Here is a 20,678-nt window from a genome sequence, read left to right on the forward strand (position 1 = left end):
CTCGGCCGGGGCTGCCTACTGCGCGCTGAGCTCGCCCGCCAGTTCCGGCGGGCCGATCTCATAGCGCCCGCGGCCCGCGCCCTTGGCGCGGTATAGCAGCACGTCCGCCAGGCGCATCAGTTCGCGGTCCTGCGCCGGACCGCCGTTGTAGAGCGCCACGCCGATGCTGACGTCCACGTCGGCGGACACGCCCTCGAAGTCGAAGGGCTCGTCCGTTGCCTGCAGGATGGACTGCGCCACGCGGCGTGCCGCGGCGGGCCGGGTCATGTCTTCGAGCACCACCGCGAACTCGTCGCCACCCAGCCGGGCGACGGTGTCGCGCTCGCGCACGCAGCGGCGCACGCGCTGGGCAAAGGTCTGCAGCAGCTGGTCGCCGGCGGCGTGGCCGTGAATATCGTTGACGGCCTTGAAGCGGTCCATGTCCAGGTACAGCAGGGCCATCAGCGTGCCATGCTCGCGGCTGCGCACCATCGCCGCGTGCAGCTGGCCCTCGAAAGCGCTGCGGTTCATCAGCTGCGTCAGGTGGTCGGTGCGCGACATGCGCGCCAGGCGCTGCGTCTCCAGCTTGCGCTGCGTGATGTCCTGCACGTGGATATGCACGCCCACCACCTCGCTGCCGTCGGCGCTCCATTCCGGGCGCAGGCTGCTCTCCATGCAGTGGTATTCGGGGTCGCTGTCTTCGGTTTCGAAGGTCACCGCAGTGCCCGCCAGCGCGCGCTGCATGAATGGCTGCACGCGCGCGTAGCGGGCCTCGCCCAGGATCTCGCGCACGTGCCTGCCGCGCAGTTCCTCCGGCTTCAGGCCGAAGACACGCTCGTAGGCCTGGTTGTTGAACACATAGCGCTCATCGGTGTCGATAAAGGCCAGCAGCGACGGCAGCGTGTCGGTCACCGCGCGCAGGCGCCGTTCGCTGCGGTCCAGCGCCTGGCGGCGCTCGCGCACGTCGCGCATCAGCTTGATGAAGGCGCGCGTCACGTCGCCGATCTCGTCGCGCTGCTGCCGTGTCGGCAGCCGCTCGAACGCGGACAGGTCGTTGGCGCTGGCCTGCACCACCTTGTGCAGGCGCGCCAGCGGCGCCAGCTGGCGCCGCACAGCCAGCCAGATCAGCAGGGCCACCGCCGCCATGGCCACCCCGGCCATGCTCAGGAAGCGCTGCTGCATCTGGTGCAGCGGTGCGTAGGCCTCGCGCGCGGGCAGCAGCGCCACCAGTTCCCAGCCGGTGCTCGACATCAGGTAGCGTGCGATCACCGGCCGCGCCGGCGTGAGGAATTCCAGCGGCGCGGGGCTGTCATCCTCGCCGCAGGTATCGGCCACGGCCTGCGCCGGCTGGCGCGCCTGCGCGGGATCGGGATGGCGGATGTAGACCGGCTCGGGGCCGGCCGACACCAGGCAGTAGTAGCCGGTGGTGCCGAGGCGGTTGTGCAGGATCTCGACCAGGAAGTTGGCGCTGGACAGGTCCAGCCAGCCGCCCACCAGGCCGACGAAGGCCTGGTTCGGCGCCAGCACCGGCACCGCCACCATCACCCCCATCTGGCCGTTGGTGCGCGAGCGGATGGGCGGCGACACCACGGGCGCGAGCGAGCGGGCGGCCTCGCGGAAATAGCTGCGGTCGCCAATGTCCGCCCCGCTGCCGCGGTTACTGACGATGTTGCCCTGCATGTCGGCGACCAGCAGCGCGTTGAACGCGGCCGGCACCGGGATCGCTGCGGACAGCGCATCCAGCGCCCGCTCGCGCACCGCGGCGGCTTGCGCGCCATGCGCCTGCGCCAGCAGGCCGCTGAGTTGCGCAGCCTGGTGCGAGAGCAGCACGATGCGGTCGCTCATGGCGGTGTCGAGCTGGCTGGCGGTCAGCTTGACGACGGAGTCCTGCTGGACTTGCAGCGCATCGTGCAGGTCGCGGTGGGCATCGTACAGGGCGGTCAGTACGATGCCGGTGCCGAACACCGCGGCCAGCACGGTGGTGATGATCGCAATGCGCGCTTTCAGCGTGGGTGTGTAGACGGGCATGTAGGGCGCAGTTGGGGCGTTAGTGTCCTGTTCCGCAGATACCTTGCCATGAAATCGCCCAGTTGCCCGCCATGCGTCGTTGCTCGTCGTTGCCATAGCTACTGCTATGGCGCCTCCTCGCGCCTAGCCTGACAGTCAACTGGACGATTACATTTTGGCAAGTTATCTACGGAACAGGACACTAGTGGCGCGGACTGTCGCGTACTTGGAGGGGGCATCTCCGGTGGAACCCTACCATACCCCGCCGTGGTGGGGCATGCGGTCTTTCCCCCGAACGGGTTCATCCCCGGCGGGGGTGTGCGGGCTGCCTGTGCCACGGTATAGTCCCCCGTTAATGCGAAGGCAAGTCCACGCAGACGGCATGCCCCTGCTGCATGCCGGAACCGATCGACCATGAGACTGACTTCGCTTTCCCCTGCCTTGTTGTCATTGCTGGTCGCGGCCAGCGGCGCGCTGTTGACGGCAGGGGCATGGCTGCAGGCGGAGCGGCTCGAGCGCCGCGAGGCGCAGCAGCATTTCGACGCACTGCTGGGACAGGCCGGCAGCGTGCTGCGCGAGCGCATGCTGGAGAACGAACGCCTGCTGCGCGGCGTGGCCGCCGTGCTGAGCGCCAACTCGGACACCTCGCGCGCGCAGTGGCGCGACTATCTCTATACCGCCCAGCTCGACGACCTGCCCGCCGGCACCCAGTCGATCGGCTACGCGCCGCTCACGCCGTTGCAGCGGGTGCCGCGGCTGGTGCAGGCCGCCCGTGCCGACGGCCTTGCCGACTACGACATTCATCCCGGCGGCACGCGCGACCTGTACGCACCCATCTTCTATATCGAACCGCTGGACGGGCGCAACACGCGCGCCGCCGGCTTTGACATGCTGTCCGAGCCGACGCGCCGGGCGACGCTGGAAGCCGCCCGCGACAGCGGCGAACCGCGGCTCACGCCCGGCCTGGCACTGGTCCGCGAAGCCGAGGCGGCGCAGCGCCAGCACGGCGCGCTGATATTCCTGCCGGTCTACGCCGGGGAGGCGGCGGTCAGCACGGTGGCGCAGCGGCGCCACGCGGTGCTCGGCTATGTCTACGTGTCGCTGCGCCTGGGCGACCTGATGCGCGCGGTCGGAGCCCCGGCCGCGGCGGAACTGGAACTGTCGCTGTATGAGGGCTCCCCGGCCGCTCCCGGGCCGATGCTGTCCGGCGGGCCGACCGAGGGCGAGCGCCGTGAGGACGGCAGTGCCGCGCTGCTGCAGGGCGAGCGCCAGCTCCAGTATGGCGGCGTCACCTGGACGCTGCGCGGCGCCACGCGCCCCGCCTTCGAAGCCGCACATGGCCCGCGGCAGGCGTACCTGGTGCTGGCCGCGGGCACGCTGGCCACGCTGCTGCTGGCGTGGCTCGCCCATGCACTGGCATGCCGGGGCCGCGCCGCGCGCCAGCGCGAAGCGCAGGCCGTCCATGCCTGGGAAGATGACAACGCCATGCTGCAGGCGTGCATGGCACAGTCGGCCGACGGCTTCCTGCTGGCCGATGCCCAGGGCGTGGTGGTGCGCGCGAGCGAGCGGGCGGGGCAACTGTTCGGCGCCGATCCGGCGGCACTGGCCGGGCGCAGCCTGGACACCCTGGTACCCGGCGCCACCGGCGTAGTCCCCAGCGGCGCTGCGGCCGGGGTCGAGGCCCACCGTGAACTGGCGGGCGTGCGCGCAGACGGCAGCCGCTTCGCGCTGCGCGCCGGCGCCGCGCGCCTGCCTGTGGCCGACGGCGGCACCGCGCACTGGCTGTGGGCGGTCACGGACCTGGAGCCGGAACGGCGCGCCCAGCAGGCCGCCGCGGTGCAGGCCGCGCGCTATGCCGGGCTGCTCGACCATGCCGCCTTCTGCGTGATCACCTTCGATGAGGACGGGCTGATCACCGGCATCAACGCGGCTGGCCAGCGCATGCTCTGGTACAACACCGCGGAGCTGGTCGGGCACATGCACATGACCGGCCTGCATATTGCCGACGAACTGGCCGACCATGCTCGCATGCTCAGTGGCGAACTGGGCGAGCCGGTGCCGCCGGGGCTGCCCGCCCTGGTGGCCAAGGCACGGCTTGGCCTGACCGACGAGCGCGAATGGACCTGGGTGCGCAAGGGCGGCTCGCGCATGCCGGTGCAACTGGCGGTGTTCGCCTTGCCGGCGCCCATCGAGGCTGCGGCCGCCGACGCCGCGCCAGCCGGTCCCGCCGATGGTGCCGAGCCCCGGTCCGCGCCGTCGCCTGGCTACCAGGCCATCGGCTACGATCTGACCGAGCGCCTGCGCGTCGACGAGTACATCCGCCACCTGGCGCTGCACGACCCGCTGACCGGCCTGCCCAACCGCGCCGAGCTGAGCGAGCGCGCGCAGGCGTTGCTGCTGCACGCGCGCAGCCACGGCGAGCGCGTGGCCCTGCTGCTGCTCGACCTGGACCATTTCAAGCACATCAACGACTCGCTCGGCCACCCGGTTGGCGACGACGTGCTGCGCACCATGGCCGACCGCCTCAAGGGCACGGTACGACAGGGCGACCTGGTGGCGCGCATGGGCGGCGATGAATTCGGCGTGGTGCTGGGCGGCCTGCGCCACGACAGCGAAGCCGAGCTGATTGCCGCCAAGATCCAGGTGCGCGTCAATGAAGAACTGCAGGCCGGCGGCCAGCGCCTGCGCGTGACGCCGTCAATCGGCATGGCGATCTTCCCGGACGATGGCGATAGCCTGACCGAGCTGCTCAAGGCTGCCGACTCGGCCGTCTACGCGGCCAAGCACGACGGCCGCGCGCAGTTGCGCCGCTTTGCCAGCGCCATGGCCGAGGCCTCGTTGGCGCGCTTCACCATCGAAGGGCTGCTGCGGCGCGCGCTCGCCCGCGATGAGTTCCGGCTGCGCTACCAGCCGATCGTCGATGCCGCGACGCTGGCCATCACCGGCGTCGAGGCGCTGATTACCTGGAACACCCCGGAACGCGGCGCCATGCAGCCGGCCGAGTTCATCCCCATCGCCGAGCAGAGCGGCCTGGTGGCGCCGCTGGGCGAATGGACCCTGGCCACCGCCTGCCGCGAAATCCAGGCGCTGCGCCAGGCGCTGGGCAGCGAGATCGAGGTCGCGGTCAATATCTCGCCGCTGCAGCTGCGCCAGGCCAACTTCCCCGATACCGTGGCGCACTGCCTGCAGCAGGCCGGCCTGCCGCCGCAGGGGCTGGTGATCGAGGTCACCGAAGGCATCCTGGTCGACGGCGGCGAGACCACCATCGAGACCTTCCGCCGGTTGCGCGAGCTGGGTGTGGGGCTGTCGATCGACGACTTCGGCACCGGCTACTCCGGGCTCAATTACCTGACCCGGCTGCCGATCAGCCGCCTCAAGATCGACAAGTCCTTTGTCGACGACGTGGCCACGCCCGGCCACGACCAGGCGGTGGCCGCGGCGATCATCGCACTGGGTCACCAGCTGCACCTCAAGGTGATTGCCGAAGGGGTGGAGACGGCGGCGCAGTTCGAGTTCCTGCGGGCGCAGGGGTGCGACGGGCTGCAGGGGTTCCTGTTCAGCCAGGCGGTACCGCACGAGGTGCTGCGGGAGATCCTGGAAAAGGGGATTCGGGCGCCGACCCCCACGTCTGCGGGCGCCACTGCGCTGCGCGAGTCATAATCGCCCAGGGGCACCATTCCTAACTTGCCGGCGGGCCCCCCGGTGCCGCTGCCCCATCTCAAATCCCCCGATACTTCCATCGAAATACTTTGCCGATCTGCCACACGGCTGGCATCTGCGCTGCCTATGATGGCGACCGATTCCATTGAGATTGCGGAGATTCGGTCATGCAGGCAGGCAAGTCCGGGGAGGGCCGGGCGTTCCTGGCGGTGGAGCAGGTCAGCAAGCGCTTTGGCAGCTTCATGGCGCTGGACGGCGTGTCGCTGTCGGTCGGGCAGGGCGAGCTGCTGTGCCTGCTGGGCCCGTCCGGCTGCGGCAAGACCACGCTGCTGCGCATCATCGCGGGACTTGAGCGCGAGGACGCAGGACGCATCCATGCCGGCGCGCGTGAACTGACCGGGTTGCCGCCGCAGGCACGCGACTACGGCATCCTGTTCCAGTCCTATGCGCTGTTTCCCAACCTGACCGTGGCGCAGAACGTGGCCTATGGCCTGCACGGGCGCGGCATGGGACGCACGCACCGCGACGCGCGCGTGGCCGAGATGCTCGGCCTGGTCGGCCTGGCCGGCAGCGAGCGCAAGTTTCCGGGCCAGCTCTCCGGTGGTCAGCAGCAGCGCGTGGCGATGGCCCGTGCGCTGGCGCCGGCGCCTTCGCTGCTGTTGCTGGATGAGCCGATGTCGGCGCTCGACGCGCGCGTGCGCGAACACCTGCGGCTGGAGCTGCGCCAGCTGCAGCGCCGCCTGAACATCACCACCGTGATGGTCACCCACGACCAGGAAGAGGCCATGACCATGGCCGACCGCATTGCCGTGATGGACGGCGGGCGCATCGTGCAGGCCGGCACCCCCGCCGAGATCTATGAGCAGCCGGCGTCGGCCTTTGTCGCCGGCTTTGTCGGGCAGGCCAACTGGCTGCCGGGGCGCAGCGCGCAGGCCGGGCGCTTCACCGTTGGCGAGGGCAGCCAGGCCGTCGATTTCCTGGTCGACACGCCGCAGCCTGCGGCATCCGCCGGCCGGCTGTGCTGCCGCCCGGAAGCGGTGCGGCTGGACCCGGATCCCGCCGAGTCCAACCGGCTGCTGGCGCGCGTGGTCGACCAGACCTACCTTGGCAACCGCTACCGGCTGGCGCTGGAAGCGGACCGACTGCCAGGGCTGACCCTGTTTGCCGACGTGGCGCGCGAGGCGCGGCACCGGCTGCCCGACGCCGGCGGCCACAAGTTCTGGATTGCGCTGCCCGCGCAGGCGTTGCGGGTGTTTGCATGATGCGCGCCGCAGCCACGGTCGAGTCGCACCCGGGCACGCAGGCCGCCTCCTCGCGCGGCACCGGCCTGGCCTCCCGGCTGGCGCACGGTGCCCCGGCCGCGATGAAGTGGATCTGGCTGGCCGGGCTGGCCGTCGGCTTGCTGCTGCCGTTGCTGGCGCTGTTCCGCCAGGCCTGGTTCGATGCGGCGGGCCAATGGGCGCTGGGCGCGCGCATGGCGGCGCTGGTGACCAGCCCCAACTTCCTGCCGATGCTCGGCCGCAGCGTGGCGGTGTCGCTGGCGGTGGTGGCGCTGGTGGTGCCGCTGGCATTTGGCTTTGCCTATGCGCTGCAGCGTTCCTGCATCGCACTGCGGCCGCTGTGGCGCGGCATTGCGCTGCTGCCGCTGTTTGCGCCGTCGCTGCTGCCGGCGATCGCGCTGGTCTACCTGTTCGGCAACCAGGGCATTTTTCGCGGCGCCTTCGGGCAGGGCGGCATCTATGGCTTCTGGGGCATCGTGCTGGGCGAGGCCTTCTACACCTTCCCGCATGCGCTGATGGTGCTGGTGGCGACGCTGTCGCTGGCCGATGCGCGCCTCTATGAAGCGGCGCGCGCGATGGGCGCCAGCCCGTGGCGCACCTTCTGCACGGTCACGCTACCGGGCGCGCGCCAGGGCCTGTTCGCCGCCGCCTGCCTGGTGCTGACGCTCGTGATCACGGACTTTGGCGTACCCAAGGTGGTGGGCGGCGGTTACCCGGTGCTGGCGCTGGAAGCATACAAGTCCGTGGTCGGGCAGCAGCAGTTTGACCGTGGCGCGCTCATCGGCATGCTGCTGCTGGCGCCCGCGCTGCTGACCTTTGCGGTGGACATGGCAATGCAGCAGCGCCAGCGCACGCAGATGGGCAGCCGCGCGCAGGTGTATGTGCCGGCGCCCGAGCGCGGCCGCGACGGCGCGTGCCTGCTGCTGGTGGCGCTGGTCAGTGCCGCGCTGCTGGCAGTGATCGCCACCGCGGTGGGCGCGTCGCTGGTCAAGCTGTGGCCGTACAACCTGGGCCTGACGCTGGCGCATTACGACTTCGACAACATGGACGGCGGCGGCTGGCTGGCCTACCGCAACAGCCTGAAGCTGTCGGCGCTGACCGCGCTGGCGGGCACGGCGGCGATCTTCCTGGGCGCCTGGCTGACGCTGCGCACGCGCGGCCCGGCCTGGCTGCACGGGGTGCTGCGCGCGAGTTTCCTGTTGCCGATGGCGGTGCCGGGGCTGGTGCTGGGCCTGGGCTATGTGTTCTTCTTCAACGCGCCCGGCAATCCGCTGCACGCGCTGTACGGCACCATGGCGCTGCTGGTGCTGTGCAACGTGGCGCACTGCTACACCACCGGCCACCTGACCGCGGCCGCGGCGCTGCGCCAGCTCGATAACGAGTTCGAGGCCGCGGCGCTGTCGCTCGGGGTGGCGCCGCTGGTGACATGCTGGCGCGTGACCGTGCCGGTGTGCCTGCCGGCACTGCTTGATATCTTCCGCTACCTCTTCGTGTCGTCGATGACCACGGTCTCGGCGGTGATCTTCCTGTACAGCCCCGACACCGTGCTGGCCGCGATCTCGGTGCTGAACATGGACGATGCCGGCGACACCGCGCCCGCTGCCGCGATGTCGACGCTGATCCTGCTGACCTCGGTGCTGGCGGCCTTGCTGCTGCACGCGGTCTCGGCCGGCTGGCTGCGCCGCGCGCAACGCTGGCGCGCCGGCTGACCCTTGCCCGATTCGCCGTACCCCTGCATTCCGGAACACTCACCGAACCCAAGGAGAAACCATGTCCCGCATCACCAACCTTGTCACGGCGCTTGCCGCCGCGGCCGCCCTGCCGATGCTGGCGGGCAACGCCAGCGCCGCCACCGTGCTGACGGTCTATACCGCGCTCGAAGCCGACCAGATCGCCGCCTACAAGGCCGCGTTCGAGAAGGTGCATCCCGATATCGAAATCAAGTGGGTGCGCGACTCCACCGGCATCGTCACCGCCAAGCTGCTCGCGGAAAAAGCCGCGCCGCGCGCCGACGCGGTGTGGGGCCTGGCCGGCTCCAGCCTGGCCATCCTGGACAAGGAAGGCATGCTCGACCCGTATGCGCCGAAGAACCTGGCCGCAATCGATGCCAAGTACCGCAGCCCGGCCAACCCGCCGGCATGGGTCGGCATGGACGTGTGGGGCGCGGCGATCTGCTTCAACACCGTGGAGGCGCAGAAGCAGGGCCTGCCCAAGCCGACCTCGTGGGCCGACCTGACCAAGCCGATCTACGCGGGCAAGGTGGTGATGCCGCACCCGGCCTCGTCGGGCACGGGCTTCCTCGATGTCAGCGCCTGGCTGCAGATGATGGGCGAGCAGAAGGGCTGGCAGTACATGGATGGCCTGCACAAGAACATCGGCCTGTACACGCACTCGGGCTCCAAGCCGTGCAAGATGGCCGCGCAGGGCGAGTTCCCGATCGGCATTGCGTTCGAGTACCGTGCCATGAAGTCGAAGAAGGAAGGCGCGCCGATCGATATCGTGCTGCCGAGCGAAGGCCTGGGCTGGGACATCGAGGCCACCGCCATCGTCAAGGGCAGCAAGAACCTGGACGCCGCGCGCAAGCTGGCTGACTTCTCGGCCTCGCGCGAAGCGATGGCGCTGTATGAGAAAAACTTTGCCGTGCTGGCCGTGCCCGGCATTGCCAAGCCCGACGCGCTGCTGCCCGCCGACTACGAGAAGCGCCTGATCAAGAACGACTTCCGCTGGGCGAGCGACAACCGCGACCGCATCCTGGCTGAATGGAGCAAGCGCTACGAAGGGAAGGCGGAGAAGAAGTAAGGCACAAGGCGCGCCTGGCGGCGAGGGGATGGCCCGCAGAAACGGGTACGCCCCCCGCGCCGCGGCGGCCGCCCTGGCCGGATCAGGCCAGGCGCGGCACTTCGTCGGTGGCCGGCTGGCCGGCGTGCAGGCGGCGGTAGAGATCGTCGATGCGCTTGCGGCTGGCCTGCAGTTCTTCGCGGCCGCGCTCGGTCAGCAGGTAGACCCGGCCGATGCCGTCGCGCAGCACGCTTTCCAGATAGCCTTCCATTTGCAGGGCGCGCAGCAACGGGCGCACTGAGCCGATATCGACCTGGAAGCCGTATTCCAGCAACATGTCGGCAAGCATGGCCACCGTAGCCGGGACTTCGAGCGCAAATTGCAGGACGTAGACGCGGGCCAGCAGGCCCAGGAACTGTCGTTTCATGTGGACTGGCAACGCGGCAGACGCCGCGCCGGTTGACGCAGGCGCCGTCCGGAACCCGGGGTTTGCAGGCGTTGTGACGCCGGCGGCGCGGCAGCCTGCCATTCTGTTGGACTGACAGTGCGCGATGCGCCGGGCAAGGCGCATTTTACCCGTTCGGGCAAAAAAGAAGCCGCCAGGAGCCCTGGCGGCTTGTCGGGAATGCGTCGGAGGGGTCAATTAACTCTGGCGCAGACCAGAGTTTAATTTAATCGAAGGCGGCTTGTCACGCGTCGGTAACAGCGCCCCCTCCAGCGTGGGGTGATGATGAAAGGCTTTGATAAGAAAAGTGACGAGTTCGCGCGACATTGTGCCGAGAACGGCGCTCAAACATGTCGTAGATTCGTCAACATCACTTAAATTCCTAGGCAGAAAGCGGGTCGCCATCGTGGCAACGGCGGGCACAGGTCCGAATCCGGCTTGCGGTATGCGCTGCACAGGCGTCCAATCGCGGCAACCCTCAACCTGCGTCGGCTTGCACGGCGCCTCCTGGTTCCCCCGATGAAACCCGCCGATCTCGCCCGCTTGCTTGCCCTGGCCGCCATCTGGGGCGCCAGTTTCCTGTTTATCCGCATCGGCGCGCCGGTGCTGGGACCGATGCCGACCGCCTTCGCCCGGGTGCTGATCGGCGCGCTCACGCTGGCGGCATGCCTGCCGCTGCTGAAGCTGCGCTGGGATATGCAGGGCAAATGGCCGGCGGTGCTGGCGCTGGGCGTGGTCAATTCCGGTATCCCGTTTGTCATGTACGCCGTCGCCGCGCTGTGGCTGCCGGCCGGCTATTCGGCCGTGTTCAATGCCATGACCCCGCTGATGGGCGTGCTGATCGGCGCGCTGGCGTTTTCCGAACGGCTCACGCGCGCCAAGGCCGCGGGCGTGCTGCTGGGCGTGGCGGGCGTCGCGGTGCTGACCCGCACCGGACCGGTGGCGTTCTCGGCGGACGTGCTGCTGGGCGCGCTGGCCTGCCTGCTGGCCACCGCCTGCTACGGCCTGTCCGGCTTTCTCGCGCGGCGCTGGATCACGCAGCGCGGCGGGCTGGACAGCCGGCTGGTCGCCGCCGGCAGCATGGTCGGCGCCACCGTGTTCCTGCTGCCCTTCTGCCTCGCCGCGCTGTGGCGCCACAATACGCTGCCCGCTGCCGGCACCGGCGTGTGGGCGGCCATGCTGGGGCTGGGCGTGTTGTGCACGGCGCTGGCCTACATCCTGTATTACCGCCTGATTGCCGACCTGGGCCCGGTGCGCTCGCTGAGCGTCACCTTCCTGATCCCGCCGTTCGGCATCATCTGGGGCGCGCTGTTCCTGGGCGAGGCACTATCGTGGGCGCACGCGGCGGGTGGCGCGCTGATCGGGGTGGCGGTGTGGCTGGTGTTGCGGCCGGTGGCGGGGGTGGAGACGCCCGTGCAGGCGCGGCCGGTGGCAGGACGTTGAGGTCGTAACGCTCCGAAACTTGGGCCCGGTAACGGTGCCCGTGGCGTATAGTCATCCTCGTCGGGATATAGTCGGGCCCATGAAGATCCAGACAATCTTCGGCGCGGATGGCCAACCTGCATTCGTCGTGATCCCTTACGCCGACTATCTCTCGCAACATGCGCGCGCAAGCGAGCTGATTCCATATCCGGTCGTGCGCCGCGTGCTGGCCGATGACGTGCCGCCACTGCGCGCCTGGCGCGAGCATCTTGGCCTGACCCAGGCAGACGTCGCAGTGCGCCTCGGCATTTCACAGCCCGCCTATGCGCAGCAGGAGAACAGCACCCGCCTGCGCAAGACCTCGCGTGAGCGCATTGCCGCCGCACTCGGCATCACTGCCGCGCAACTCGATATCTGAGCCAGGACGCCAGGCCGCGGGTTCAGGCCTGTGCCGTCGTGCCCGCCGCCACGTTGTACTGCTCGCGCACCATCACCACCACGCGGCGTGCCTGGCGCAGGTGACGCACGGCGTCGGCTTCGCTGCGTTCGGGGAAGTCGACTTCGGCGCTCCAGTTGCAGCCGGTGTGGTCGGGCCGGTGCACGCAGACCGCGCGCAGCTGGCAGTCGTGGCAGCCGGGCTCCTGCCGCAGGCACAGGTTGATCAGGCGTTTGAGTTCGGACAGGGGCTTCTTCAGGCGCTCCATGGATGGCTCCGTCAGGTGCGCGGCGCGCTTACGCCCGGGCGGGCAGCCCCGGCGTGGGTTCGGCCTCGGTGGCGCCGGCCCGGCATTGCGGGCAGACACCGTACAGCACCAGCATGTGCTCGCGCAAAACAAAGGCGTTGTCGGCGGCTACCTGGCGCTGGCGCTGCTCGATGCTTTCGTCGCGGAATTCCTCCACGCGGCCGCAGGCAACGCAGATCAGGTGGTCATGATGGCCGCCTTCGTTGAGTTCGAACACGGCGTGGTCGGACTCGAAGCTGTGCCGCAGCAGGATGTCGGCCTGCACCAGCTGGTTGAGCACACGATACACCGTGGACAGTCCCGCGTCCTCGTCCTGCGTCAGCAGGATGCGGTAGACGTCTTCGGCGCTCAGGTGGCGCCGGGCGCTGGTGCGGAACACTTCAAGGATCCGCATGCGCGGCGACGTGGCCTTCAGGCCGGCGCGCTTGAGATGGATCGGCTTTCTGCTCTCGAATGACATGGCGGAAGGCATTGGCATGCGGCTGGCGCCCCGCGGGCAGGGCGGCGCCCGGCCCGGCGCCGCGCACGGGCGGCGTCGATGGCTTGGCGGGATTTCAGGCTGAAGCGCCAGGGACGGACCAGCGCTGGTGCTCCCGGCCCTGGCGGCGCGCCGTGCCTGCACGACGCGCGGAATAAAAAGGTGGCCTGGCTTGTCACCGGAAGACGCGATCGGGAAAGCGGGGTCTGGTTGCTTTCCCGATCTTCCGAAGACTGGCTACTGCCAAACGCTCCGCGTGACGGAGCGGTCCCCACAAAAGTCGGTGTCGAATGCCGCCGCAGCGGCATCCGGAAATCCTGTTCCTGCCAGCTTCGGTTGCTGCCGCGTGCCGCGGCGCGCCGGACCTGGCCGGTCTGCCTGTCGGGCGGTGCGCCGTGCGTCAGGCAGTGATCGAATGGTAAATGGGAATCGATCTCATTACAAGAGAAATTTTACCGGGCAGCCTCTTTTTTTGAGGGTGGTCTGGTGGCTGCAGGGGGCGATCCGGCGGCGGTAGCTGGCTTCGACCTGATGACGCTGGCGCTGGCCTGGTCGCTCCATGTTGCTGCCGACGGCGGGCCACTGGGAACGGTGTCGTGGCTTGGCACGCTGACCGCCAGCGCGTTTGCCGTGGCGCTGGGCCGTTCCTATGCGCCACGCGCGGTGCAGCGCCTGCTGCCCGGCGTGGCGGGTATCGGCCTGGCCGCGCTGGTTGCTCGCAACCTGGGTGTAGCCCCTGCGTAGCCTTACAGCGGCGGGGACACCCAGTACGGGTCGCGGCCGTAGTACTCGTGCAGCGACTTGCCCCACTGGGGATCGGCCATGCTCGGCCAGCTGTCCTTGTTGAAGCCCGGTGCGGATTTGAGCCGGTCTGCCGTCACGGCAATCCGGAAGCATTTCTCGTCGGTGTCCATGACCAGTGCATTCCATGGGATGGCGTGCAGTGTGTCGCCGATGCCGAGAAAGCCGCCGGTGGTCAGCACCGCGTAGGCGATGCGGCCGTGCGGTACATCCAGCATGATCTCGGAAATCTTGCCGACGTGTTCGCCGTCGGATGAATAGGCCTTGGTGCCGTCAAGGCTCGATGCCGCCATCACTTCAGGGCCCGGGCCTTCGCCCACGCCTGAACCGATGATGGCCGCGCCTTCACGGGTGGGAGGTTGGTTCGGCATGCTGTGCTCCTTGTCGCAAGACGTTGGAATGCATGGCCTGCGCAATGACCATGCCTGCGCCGTTTGTGGCGCCGTGCGCATGGAGCTGAAGTCGCCAGCTGCCGCCGTGGTAATTCTTTCGTGTGGCATGGAAAAAAGGCGCGTCAGCGTGGCGCTGCGCGCCTTCCTGCAGCGGTTCCCGGCGGAGCCTAGAAGCGATGCCGCATGCCAAGCATGACGCCCACGCGCGTGGTGCTGTCCACGCCCGCGGCGGGCGGCGCGCCCTGCTGGAACATCAGCCCGCCCCCCAGCGTGGTGCCGCGCGCCAGGCTGCCAGGCTGCTCGCCGGCGGTCTTCATGTAGACCACGCTGTTGTTAATCCGGTAGTCCTGGAAGAAGAAGTCACCACCGATATACAGCGGCTCGGACCAGGCGCTGGTTTACCTGCATTGCGCAAACGCCCCCGGAAAGTGCGTCATCGACCGCAGCGAGGTGGCGCGATCAGTTGCCCGCAGCCGTGGCCGGCGCATCGCGCGACAGGCCCAGGATCCAGTTGCGGAAGGCCGCCAGCGCTTCGGATTCGGGCCGGCCCTCCGGATAGGCAAAGTAGTAGCCCTGCTGCTCGTCCAGCATGCCCGCCAGCGGGATCACCAGCTGGCCGGTCTGCAGCTCGCGCTCGATCAGCAGGCGCGGCGCCAGGCCGATGCCGAGCCCGGCCGCGGCGGCGGCCGTCATCATCGTGAACAGTTCATAGCGCGGCCCGCGCGAGGCGGCCAGGTCATAGGCCCAGCCCTGTGCCGCGTACCAGTCGCGCCAGGCGTTGGCGCGCGTGCTCAGGTGCAGGTGTCGGCAGCGCGCCAGGCTGGCGGCGCCGGTCACGGGGTGCCCGGCCAGGAAGGCGGGACTGCACACCGGCACCATGCCCCCTTCGCGGAAGATCACGCCGCCGCGCGTGCCGGGCCAGAACTGGTCGCCGAAGTAGATCGCCGCGTCATAGGCGCATTCCTGGAACGAAAACGGCTGCGAGCGCGCCGACAGGTTGACCGTCACATTGGGATGGCGCCGCGCAAAGTCCGGCAGGCGCGGGATCAGCCATTGGGTGGCAAAGGTGGGCACCACCGCCAGCTCCAGCGTGTAGCCCATGGACCGGCCGGTGGTGATTTCCAGCGTGTCGCGCTGCAGGTGGTCCAGGTGCCGGCGGATGCGCGCGGCGTATTCGCGCCCGGTATTGGTCAGCTCCAGGCGCCGGCGCACGCGCGTGAACAGCGCCACGCCCAGGCGCTGCTCCAGCTGCGCCACCTGCCGCCCCACCGCGCTGTGCGTCAGCGCCAGCTCTGCCGCGGCGCGGGTAAAGCTGCCTAGCCGTGCCGAAGCCTCGAAGGCCTGCAGCGCGCCCAGGTTGGGGATGTCGTTTCTCATGGGACTGCGAGGGAAGGAAGGCTGACAGTATAAACAGCGGCGCCAGGCCGCACCGCTACCGCGGTCGTGCGCCGCACGCACAACGTTGTGCGCAATGCGCGCTTGTGCGCGCCATGGGGGCGCCCCTATCCTGCCTCGCGGATCGTCGCCAGCCCGGCTGCCATCCAGTGCTCACCTGTTTGCGCCCATGACCTCCAAACTCTCCACGCTCCTTACCGCCAACGTCGGCGCCGCCCGCGCCGCGCAACTGCTCGCGCTGGTCACCTTGCCCGCGGATCTGCCGCAGGCCCCGCAGGGCCGTGCCAGCCGCGCGGAAATCGCCCAGGCCCTGAACATGGTGCTGTTCGGCGGCATCCTCGAGCGCGTGCCGAGCGGCCGCGCCTACACCGACGATGTCGCCGCTGCCGGCGGCAAGGTCACCTTCGACCATGGCGCGCTGCGCACGGTCAAGTGGCGCGACAACGGCGCGCTGCCCGAAGGCGAGGCCGCCTTCACCCGCATCCTGCGCCCGCTCGGCTACGTGCTCAACGGCACCTATCCGCTGGACCGCATCGGCATGACCGGCCGCTCATACGCGCATGCCGACGCGCCCGAGGACATCGCCCAGTTCTTCCTCAGCGAATTCCATCCGGAACGCTTCAGCGAAGCCTTCCGCGCCGCCGTCAGCCGCGTCACCGGCACCTCCGCAGACCCGCTCACGCCGCGCGCGCAGACCCTGCTGTGGCAGCTGGAGCGCGACGGCGCGCTGGACCTGGCCGACGGCGCCGAGCTGGTCGGCCTGCTGGTGCCATGCTTCGAGCGCCAGCACGCCACGCCGAGCCTGGCCGACTATGAAACCCTGCTGAGTGAATCGGCGGAGATGGCCTGGGTCGCCACCGAAGGCAACGCCTTCAACCATGCCACCGACCGCGTCGACGACGTGTTCGCGCTGGCCGAGCAGCAGAAGCAGCTGGGCCGGCCGATGAAGGACAAGGTGGAAGTCTCGCGCAGCGGGCGCGTCAAACAGACCGCGTTCCGCGCGGATACGGTGCGCCGCAACTTCGTCGGCGCGCAGGGCGAGACGGTGGAGCGGGACGTGCCGGGGTCGTTCTACGAGTTCATCACGCGAGACCGCTTTGCCGAAGAAGCGGCCGCGCCGCAGCGTTATGACCTGGGGTTTGATGCGGGCAATGCGCAGGGGATCTTCAAGATGACGGCGGCGGCCTGCTGAGGTGATGAGGGGGGAGGGCGCGGGCGCGTGGATGCGCCGGCCCTCTCCCCCGGCCCCTCTCCCGCAAGCGGGCGAGGGGAGCACACCCTTGTTACCCCGCCCGCTTCGTCGAAATCACCGCCTCAGCCACATTGGCCGGCGCCTCGGCATAGTGCTTGAACTCCATCGTGTACGTCGCGCGTCCCTGCGTCAGCGAGCGCAGCGTGGTGGAGTAACCGAACATGGTTGCCAGAGGCACCTCGGCGCGCACGATCTTGCCGCCGCCACCGGCGATGTCTTCCATACCGTGCACCATGCCGCGGCGTGACGACAAATCGCCCATCACGTTGCCAGTGAATTCCTCAGGCGTTTCCACCTCGACGGCCATCATCGGCTCCAGCAGGATGGGCCTGGCCCGGCGCATGCCTTCCTTGAACGCCATCGAGCCGGCCATGCGGAATGCGTTCTCGTTCGAGTCGACGTCGTGGTAGGAGCCGAACACCAGCGTGGCCTTGATGTCGACTACCGGGTAGCCGGCCAGCACGCCTGACTGCAGGGTCTCGCGGATGCCCTTGTCCACCGCGGGGATGAACTCGCGCGGGACCACGCCGCCCTTGATGGCATCGACGAACTCATAGCCGCCGCCGTGCGGCATCGGCTCGAGGTTGAGCACCACGTGGCCGTACTGGCCGCGTCCGCCCGATTGCTTGATGAACTTGCCTTCCACGTCCTTGACCGGCTGGCGGATGGTCTCGCGGTAGGCCACCTGGGGCTTGCCGACCGAGGCCTCCACGCCGAACTCGCGCCGCATGCGGTCGACCAGGATTTCCAGGTGCAACTCGCCCATGCCGGAGATGATGGTCTGGCCAGATTCCTCGTCCGTAGTCACGCGGAAGGACGGGTCTTCCTGCGCAAGGCGGTTCAGCGCAATGCCCATCTTTTCCTGGTCGGCCTTGGTCCTCGGCTCGACGGCCTGCGAGATCACCGGTTCCGGGAAGCTCATGCGCTCCAGGATGATGACCTTGTCGGGGTCGCACAGGGTGTCGCCGGTGGTCGCTTCCTTCAGGCCGACGGCCGCGGCGATGTCGCCGGCGCGCACTTCCTTGATCTCCTGGCGCACGTTGGCGTGCATCTGCAGGATGCGGCCCAGGCGCTCGCGCTTGGCCTTGACCGGGTTGTAGACGGTGTCGCCGGATTTGACCACGCCGGAATAGACGCGGAAGAAGATCAGCTGGCCGACAAAGGGGTCGGTCATGATCTTGAACGCCAGCGCTGCAAACGGCTCGTCGTCGCTGGGATGGCGCTCGGCCTCGCGGTCGTCTTCGGTGTGGCCCAGGATGGCCGGCACGTCGGCGGGCGAGGGCAGGTAGTCGATGACGGCGTCCAGCATGCTCTGCACGCCCTTGTTCTTGAAGGCGCTGCCGCACAGCATCGGCACGATCTCGTTGGCGATGGTGCGCTTGCGCAGGCCGCGCTTGATCTGCTCCTCGGTCAGCGGCTCGCCCGACAGGTACTGGTGGAGCAGCGTCTCGTCGGCCTCGGCGGCGGCTTCGACCATCTTGTCGCGCCATTCCTGCGCGGTGGCCAGCAGGTCCGCCGGAATGTCCTGGTATTCGAAGCGCACGCCCTGGCTGGCATCGTCCCAGACGATGGCCTTCATCTTGACCAGGTCGACCACGCCCTGGAAATGGTCCTCGGCGCCCAGCGGGATCTGGATCGGCACGGCGCGGCCCTTGAGGCGGTCGGCGATCTGCGTCTGCACGCGGAAGAAGTCGGCACCGACGCGGTCCATCTTGTTGACGAAGGCAATGCGCGGCACCGCGTACTTGTTGGCCTGGCGCCAGACCGTCTCGGACTGCGGCTGCACGCCGCCGACAGCGTCATAGACCATGCAGGCGCCGTCGAGCACGCGCATGGAACGCTCGACTTCGATGGTGAAGTCGACGTGTCCCGGCGTATCGATGATGTTGATGCGGTGTTCGGGGTAGTTGCCGGCCATGCCCTTCCAGAAGGCAGTGGTGGCGGCCGACGTGATGGTGATGCCGCGCTCCTGCTCCTGCTCCATCCAGTCCATGGTGGCAGCGCCATCGTGCACTTCGCCCAGCTTGTGGTTGACGCCCGTGTAGAACAGGATCCGTTCGGTCGTCGTGGTCTTGCCGGCGTCGATATGCGCGCTGATGCCGATATTGCGGTAGCGCTCGATGGGGGTCTTGCGAGGCACAGTGTTCTCCATGGATGAAACACGCTGGAATAGAGTAGCACCACTGGCCGTTTGCCGTTGTCCCTGCCGTGCGCAGGGGCACACCGCCGCAGCCCGGTGCTCCGGCATGAGCGTGTGTCTGAGGCGGGCCTAGGATTCGGCTTCATGCGAAACCGATTTCTCCCATCCTGCCAGCGTCCGCGGCTCCCTATACTGGCGCAGCATCGCGCCCCGCGTGTTCATCGCCCTGCCATCCCATGGCCGGTCAGGATGCGCCCGGTTGCCGATGCATTCCCGGACTACGAAGCCACGCATGACAACCATCCTGATCGTTGACGACCATCCGGCGATGCGGCTGGTGCTCAGGCACCACCTGTTGCAGCTGCTTGGCGTAGACGAGGTGATCGAAGCAGACAACGGACAGTGCGCCATCGAGTTGGTGCGCGCGCGCATGCCGGACCTCGTGCTGCTCGACCTGGACATCCCGCGCTCCAGCGGGCTGGATGTGGCGCCACGCCTGCGCGCGATCCATCCGCAGGTGCGCATTCTGGTGGTGACGGCGCTGGACCCGGCGGTGTTCATCAGTCGGTCATGGCAGGCCGGTGCGCAGGGCTTCGTCAGCAAGACCCAGGACATCAAGGAAATCCTGCGTGCGGTCGAGGCGGTGCTGGCGGGCTATACCGTGTTCCCGGTGCTCAACCGCGGCGGCGCGCCGCGCCAGGCCATGTCGGCGGACGAGGAGATCCTGCGGCGCCTCTCCGACAAGGAACTGGTGGTGCTGCAGATGCTGGCGCGCGGCATGTCCTACAAGGCCATCAGCGCCAGCCTCTTCATCAGCAACAAGACCGTCAGCAGCTACAAGGCACGCATCATGGGCAAGCTGCAGGTCTCGTCCCTGGTGGAGCTGGTGGATTTTGCGCGGCGCTGCCGGCTGACGCCCTGAGCCCGGTCATTCTCATTAGACATCGTATGACTTGGCGGGGCGACACCCACCCAGGTGCGTGCGCGCCGGTCAGCCTTGGGCGGCGGCCGTCCCTGAGGCCTTGCGCAGCCGTTCGCGGCTGTTGGTCAGGTGCATGCGCATGGCGGCCTTGGCCCCGTCGGGGTCGCGGCGCTCGATCGCGTCGTAGATGTTCTCGTGCTCGATGCTGACGCGCTCCAGGTACTGCTCGCGCTCGGGCGTGCTGACCTGCAGGCGGCTGCGCGGGATCACCATGGTGCCCAGGTGGCCCATGATGTCCGTGAAGTAGCGGTTGCCGGTGGCGCGCGCGATCGCCAGGTGGAAGGCAAAGTCGCTCTCCACGGCGTCGTTGCCGGCGCCGGCGCTGCGCTTGAGCTCATCCAGCGCCTGGCGCATGGCGGCCAGCTGCGCGTCGGTGCGGCGCGATGCGGCCAGGCCCGCGGCCTCGGCTTCAAGGCTGACGCGGAATTCCAGCATCGCCATCACATCCATGGCCGTGCCCAGCGCGTCCGGCCCGATGCGGAAGGGCGAAGGCGCCTCGGCCGCGCGCGCCAGCACGAAGGTGCCGATGCCGTGGCGGGTCTCCACTAGGCCGCTGGCCTGCAGCCGCGACAGTGCCTCGCGCACCACGGTGCGGCTGACCCCCATCGACGCCATGATCTCCGACTCGGTCGGCAGCTTGTTGCCGGGCTTGAGCTGGCCCTGGCGGATCTCTTCGCCAAGGGCCTGCACCACTTCCTCGGCAAGCGTGCGGCCGCGGCGGCGCAGCGGCGCTTGCGGCGCTTGCGGCGCAGGAACGGGCGGAACGGACTGGGCGGGGGTGGAGTTCGGCATGGTGGATACGGGCGGGGTTTCCCGGACTTGACCGGTTCGAGATGGCCTCATTATACTGGGTTATCAGTCATACGATGACAGATAACATACGCGACACGATGGTCGGGGTGAACGATACTGCGCCCGCCATCA

At 68.7% G+C, this 20,678-nt stretch carries 17 protein-coding genes and 1 pseudogene; 9 read left to right on the forward strand and 9 right to left on the reverse strand.

Annotation, left to right across the window (positions count from 1 at the left end):
- Positions 1-15: 15 nt before the first annotated feature.
- On the reverse strand, positions 16-2,007 hold the full coding sequence (locus tag AC3WL8_RS17055) for a sensor domain-containing diguanylate cyclase (RefSeq protein WP_492378477.1): 1,992 nt from the start codon (positions 2,005-2,007) through the stop codon (positions 16-18).
- 393 nt (positions 2,008-2,400) lie between these two features.
- Between AC3WL8_RS17055 and AC3WL8_RS17060 the strand changes: the two genes are divergently transcribed.
- The 4 genes from AC3WL8_RS17060 (at position 2,401) to AC3WL8_RS17075 (ending at position 9,725) form a co-directional block, all read left to right on the forward strand.
- The gene (locus AC3WL8_RS17060) at positions 2,401-5,646 is read left to right on the forward strand and encodes a bifunctional diguanylate cyclase/phosphodiesterase (protein ID WP_492378478.1); all 3,246 of its coding nucleotides are present in this window, start codon (positions 2,401-2,403) and stop codon (positions 5,644-5,646) included.
- Between the two features lie 167 nt (positions 5,647-5,813).
- Positions 5,814-6,908 carry a putative 2-aminoethylphosphonate ABC transporter ATP-binding protein gene (locus tag AC3WL8_RS17065; RefSeq protein ID WP_013951817.1) on the forward strand — a complete coding sequence of 365 codons (1,095 nt, stop codon included), beginning with the start codon at positions 5,814-5,816 and terminating at the stop codon, positions 6,906-6,908.
- The gene (locus AC3WL8_RS17070; protein ID WP_013951818.1) at positions 6,905-8,635 is read left to right on the forward strand and encodes a putative 2-aminoethylphosphonate ABC transporter permease subunit; all 1,731 of its coding nucleotides are present in this window, start codon (positions 6,905-6,907) and stop codon (positions 8,633-8,635) included. Before AC3WL8_RS17065 ends, AC3WL8_RS17070 begins: the two co-directional genes overlap by 4 nt.
- Positions 8,636-8,696: 61 nt before the next feature.
- Positions 8,697-9,725 (forward strand): putative 2-aminoethylphosphonate ABC transporter substrate-binding protein, encoded by a 1,029-nt coding sequence (locus AC3WL8_RS17075; protein ID WP_013951819.1) that lies wholly within the window; start codon positions 8,697-8,699, stop codon positions 9,723-9,725.
- 82 nt (positions 9,726-9,807) lie between these two features.
- Here AC3WL8_RS17075 and AC3WL8_RS17080 read toward each other — a convergent pair whose 3' ends face one another.
- A complete protein-coding gene (locus AC3WL8_RS17080) occupies positions 9,808-10,131 on the reverse strand; it encodes a PadR family transcriptional regulator (RefSeq protein ID WP_041228506.1) in 324 nt (107 codons plus the stop codon).
- A 537-nt stretch (positions 10,132-10,668) separates the two neighbouring features.
- On the opposite strand from AC3WL8_RS17080, the gene AC3WL8_RS17085 reads away from it, so the two are divergent.
- Entirely contained in the window at positions 10,669-11,592 is a 924-nt protein-coding gene (locus tag AC3WL8_RS17085) for a DMT family transporter (RefSeq protein WP_013951821.1), read from the forward strand.
- 79 nt (positions 11,593-11,671) lie between these two features.
- Positions 11,672-11,989, forward strand: a complete 318-nt coding sequence (locus tag AC3WL8_RS17090) for a helix-turn-helix domain-containing protein (protein WP_013951822.1) — start codon at positions 11,672-11,674, stop codon at positions 11,987-11,989.
- A 22-nt stretch (positions 11,990-12,011) separates the two neighbouring features.
- Here AC3WL8_RS17090 and AC3WL8_RS17095 read toward each other — a convergent pair whose 3' ends face one another.
- Both AC3WL8_RS17095 and fur read right to left on the reverse strand, forming a co-directional pair.
- Positions 12,012-12,275, reverse strand: a complete 264-nt coding sequence (locus tag AC3WL8_RS17095; RefSeq protein ID WP_153956634.1) for a hypothetical protein — start codon at positions 12,273-12,275, stop codon at positions 12,012-12,014.
- Positions 12,276-12,303: 28 nt separating this feature from the next.
- Positions 12,304-12,792: a ferric iron uptake transcriptional regulator gene (gene fur, locus AC3WL8_RS17100; protein ID WP_013951823.1), complete on the reverse strand. Its 489-nt coding sequence runs from the start codon at positions 12,790-12,792 to the stop codon at positions 12,304-12,306.
- A 486-nt stretch (positions 12,793-13,278) separates the two neighbouring features.
- Between fur and AC3WL8_RS17105 the strand changes: the two genes are divergently transcribed.
- Positions 13,279-13,536 (forward strand): DUF3325 family protein, encoded by a 258-nt coding sequence (locus tag AC3WL8_RS17105; protein ID WP_249679140.1) that lies wholly within the window; start codon positions 13,279-13,281, stop codon positions 13,534-13,536.
- 2 nt (positions 13,537-13,538) lie between these two features.
- Here the strand turns inward: AC3WL8_RS17105 and AC3WL8_RS17110 are convergent, their stop codons facing one another.
- From AC3WL8_RS17110 to AC3WL8_RS17120, 3 genes and pseudogenes are all read right to left on the reverse strand, one after another.
- Positions 13,539-13,964: a PRC-barrel domain-containing protein gene (locus AC3WL8_RS17110; protein ID WP_013951825.1), complete on the reverse strand. Its 426-nt coding sequence runs from the start codon at positions 13,962-13,964 to the stop codon at positions 13,539-13,541.
- Positions 13,965-14,203: 239 nt separating this feature from the next.
- Positions 14,204-14,374 (reverse strand): annotated as a pseudogene (locus tag AC3WL8_RS17115) (porin); the annotation flags it as partial.
- 70 nt (positions 14,375-14,444) lie between these two features.
- On the reverse strand, positions 14,445-15,362 hold the full coding sequence (locus tag AC3WL8_RS17120) for a LysR substrate-binding domain-containing protein (protein WP_492378479.1): 918 nt from the start codon (positions 15,360-15,362) through the stop codon (positions 14,445-14,447).
- 187 nt (positions 15,363-15,549) lie between these two features.
- On the opposite strand from AC3WL8_RS17120, the gene AC3WL8_RS17125 reads away from it, so the two are divergent.
- The gene (locus tag AC3WL8_RS17125; RefSeq protein WP_041228507.1) at positions 15,550-16,572 is read left to right on the forward strand and encodes a DUF1338 domain-containing protein; all 1,023 of its coding nucleotides are present in this window, start codon (positions 15,550-15,552) and stop codon (positions 16,570-16,572) included.
- Positions 16,573-16,663: 91 nt separating this feature from the next.
- Here AC3WL8_RS17125 and fusA read toward each other — a convergent pair whose 3' ends face one another.
- Positions 16,664-18,772, reverse strand: a complete 2,109-nt coding sequence (fusA, locus tag AC3WL8_RS17130) for an elongation factor G (protein WP_041228508.1) — start codon at positions 18,770-18,772, stop codon at positions 16,664-16,666.
- A gap of 292 nt (positions 18,773-19,064) precedes the next feature.
- On the opposite strand from fusA, the gene AC3WL8_RS17135 reads away from it, so the two are divergent.
- Positions 19,065-19,694 carry a response regulator transcription factor gene (locus AC3WL8_RS17135; RefSeq protein WP_211979527.1) on the forward strand — a complete coding sequence of 210 codons (630 nt, stop codon included), beginning with the start codon at positions 19,065-19,067 and terminating at the stop codon, positions 19,692-19,694.
- A 69-nt stretch (positions 19,695-19,763) separates the two neighbouring features.
- Here the strand turns inward: AC3WL8_RS17135 and AC3WL8_RS17140 are convergent, their stop codons facing one another.
- On the reverse strand, positions 19,764-20,546 hold the full coding sequence (locus AC3WL8_RS17140) for a FadR/GntR family transcriptional regulator (RefSeq protein ID WP_492378480.1): 783 nt from the start codon (positions 20,544-20,546) through the stop codon (positions 19,764-19,766).
- Positions 20,547-20,678: the final 132 nt, after the last annotated feature.

It is taken from the genome of Cupriavidus sp. FW305-F7 (genome assembly GCF_058782875.1).

Excerpts from the sequence above, each read along its gene's own strand:
- AC3WL8_RS17095 (WP_153956634.1), bottom strand. The coding sequence starts at position 12,275 with ATGGAGCGCCTGAAGAAGCCCCTGTCCGAACTCAAACGCCTGATCAAC.
- AC3WL8_RS17065 (WP_013951817.1), top strand. The coding sequence starts at position 5,814 with ATGCAGGCAGGCAAGTCCGGGGAGGGCCGGGCGTTCCTGGCGGTGGAG.
- AC3WL8_RS17140 (WP_492378480.1), bottom strand. The coding sequence starts at position 20,546 with ATGCCGAACTCCACCCCCGCCCAGTCCGTTCCGCCCGTTCCTGCGCCG.
- AC3WL8_RS17075 (WP_013951819.1), top strand. The coding sequence starts at position 8,697 with ATGTCCCGCATCACCAACCTTGTCACGGCGCTTGCCGCCGCGGCCGCC.
- AC3WL8_RS17120 (WP_492378479.1), bottom strand. The coding sequence starts at position 15,362 with ATGAGAAACGACATCCCCAACCTGGGCGCGCTGCAGGCCTTCGAGGCT.
- fur (WP_013951823.1), bottom strand. The coding sequence starts at position 12,792 with ATGCCAATGCCTTCCGCCATGTCATTCGAGAGCAGAAAGCCGATCCAT.
- AC3WL8_RS17085 (WP_013951821.1), top strand. The coding sequence starts at position 10,669 with ATGAAACCCGCCGATCTCGCCCGCTTGCTTGCCCTGGCCGCCATCTGG.
- AC3WL8_RS17135 (WP_211979527.1), top strand. The coding sequence starts at position 19,065 with ATGACAACCATCCTGATCGTTGACGACCATCCGGCGATGCGGCTGGTG.
- AC3WL8_RS17080 (WP_041228506.1), bottom strand. The coding sequence starts at position 10,131 with ATGAAACGACAGTTCCTGGGCCTGCTGGCCCGCGTCTACGTCCTGCAA.
- AC3WL8_RS17060 (WP_492378478.1), top strand. The coding sequence starts at position 2,401 with ATGAGACTGACTTCGCTTTCCCCTGCCTTGTTGTCATTGCTGGTCGCG.
- AC3WL8_RS17070 (WP_013951818.1), top strand. The coding sequence starts at position 6,905 with ATGATGCGCGCCGCAGCCACGGTCGAGTCGCACCCGGGCACGCAGGCC.
- AC3WL8_RS17055 (WP_492378477.1), bottom strand. The coding sequence starts at position 2,007 with ATGCCCGTCTACACACCCACGCTGAAAGCGCGCATTGCGATCATCACC.
- AC3WL8_RS17090 (WP_013951822.1), top strand. The coding sequence starts at position 11,672 with ATGAAGATCCAGACAATCTTCGGCGCGGATGGCCAACCTGCATTCGTC.
- AC3WL8_RS17125 (WP_041228507.1), top strand. The coding sequence starts at position 15,550 with ATGACCTCCAAACTCTCCACGCTCCTTACCGCCAACGTCGGCGCCGCC.
- AC3WL8_RS17110 (WP_013951825.1), bottom strand. The coding sequence starts at position 13,964 with ATGCCGAACCAACCTCCCACCCGTGAAGGCGCGGCCATCATCGGTTCA.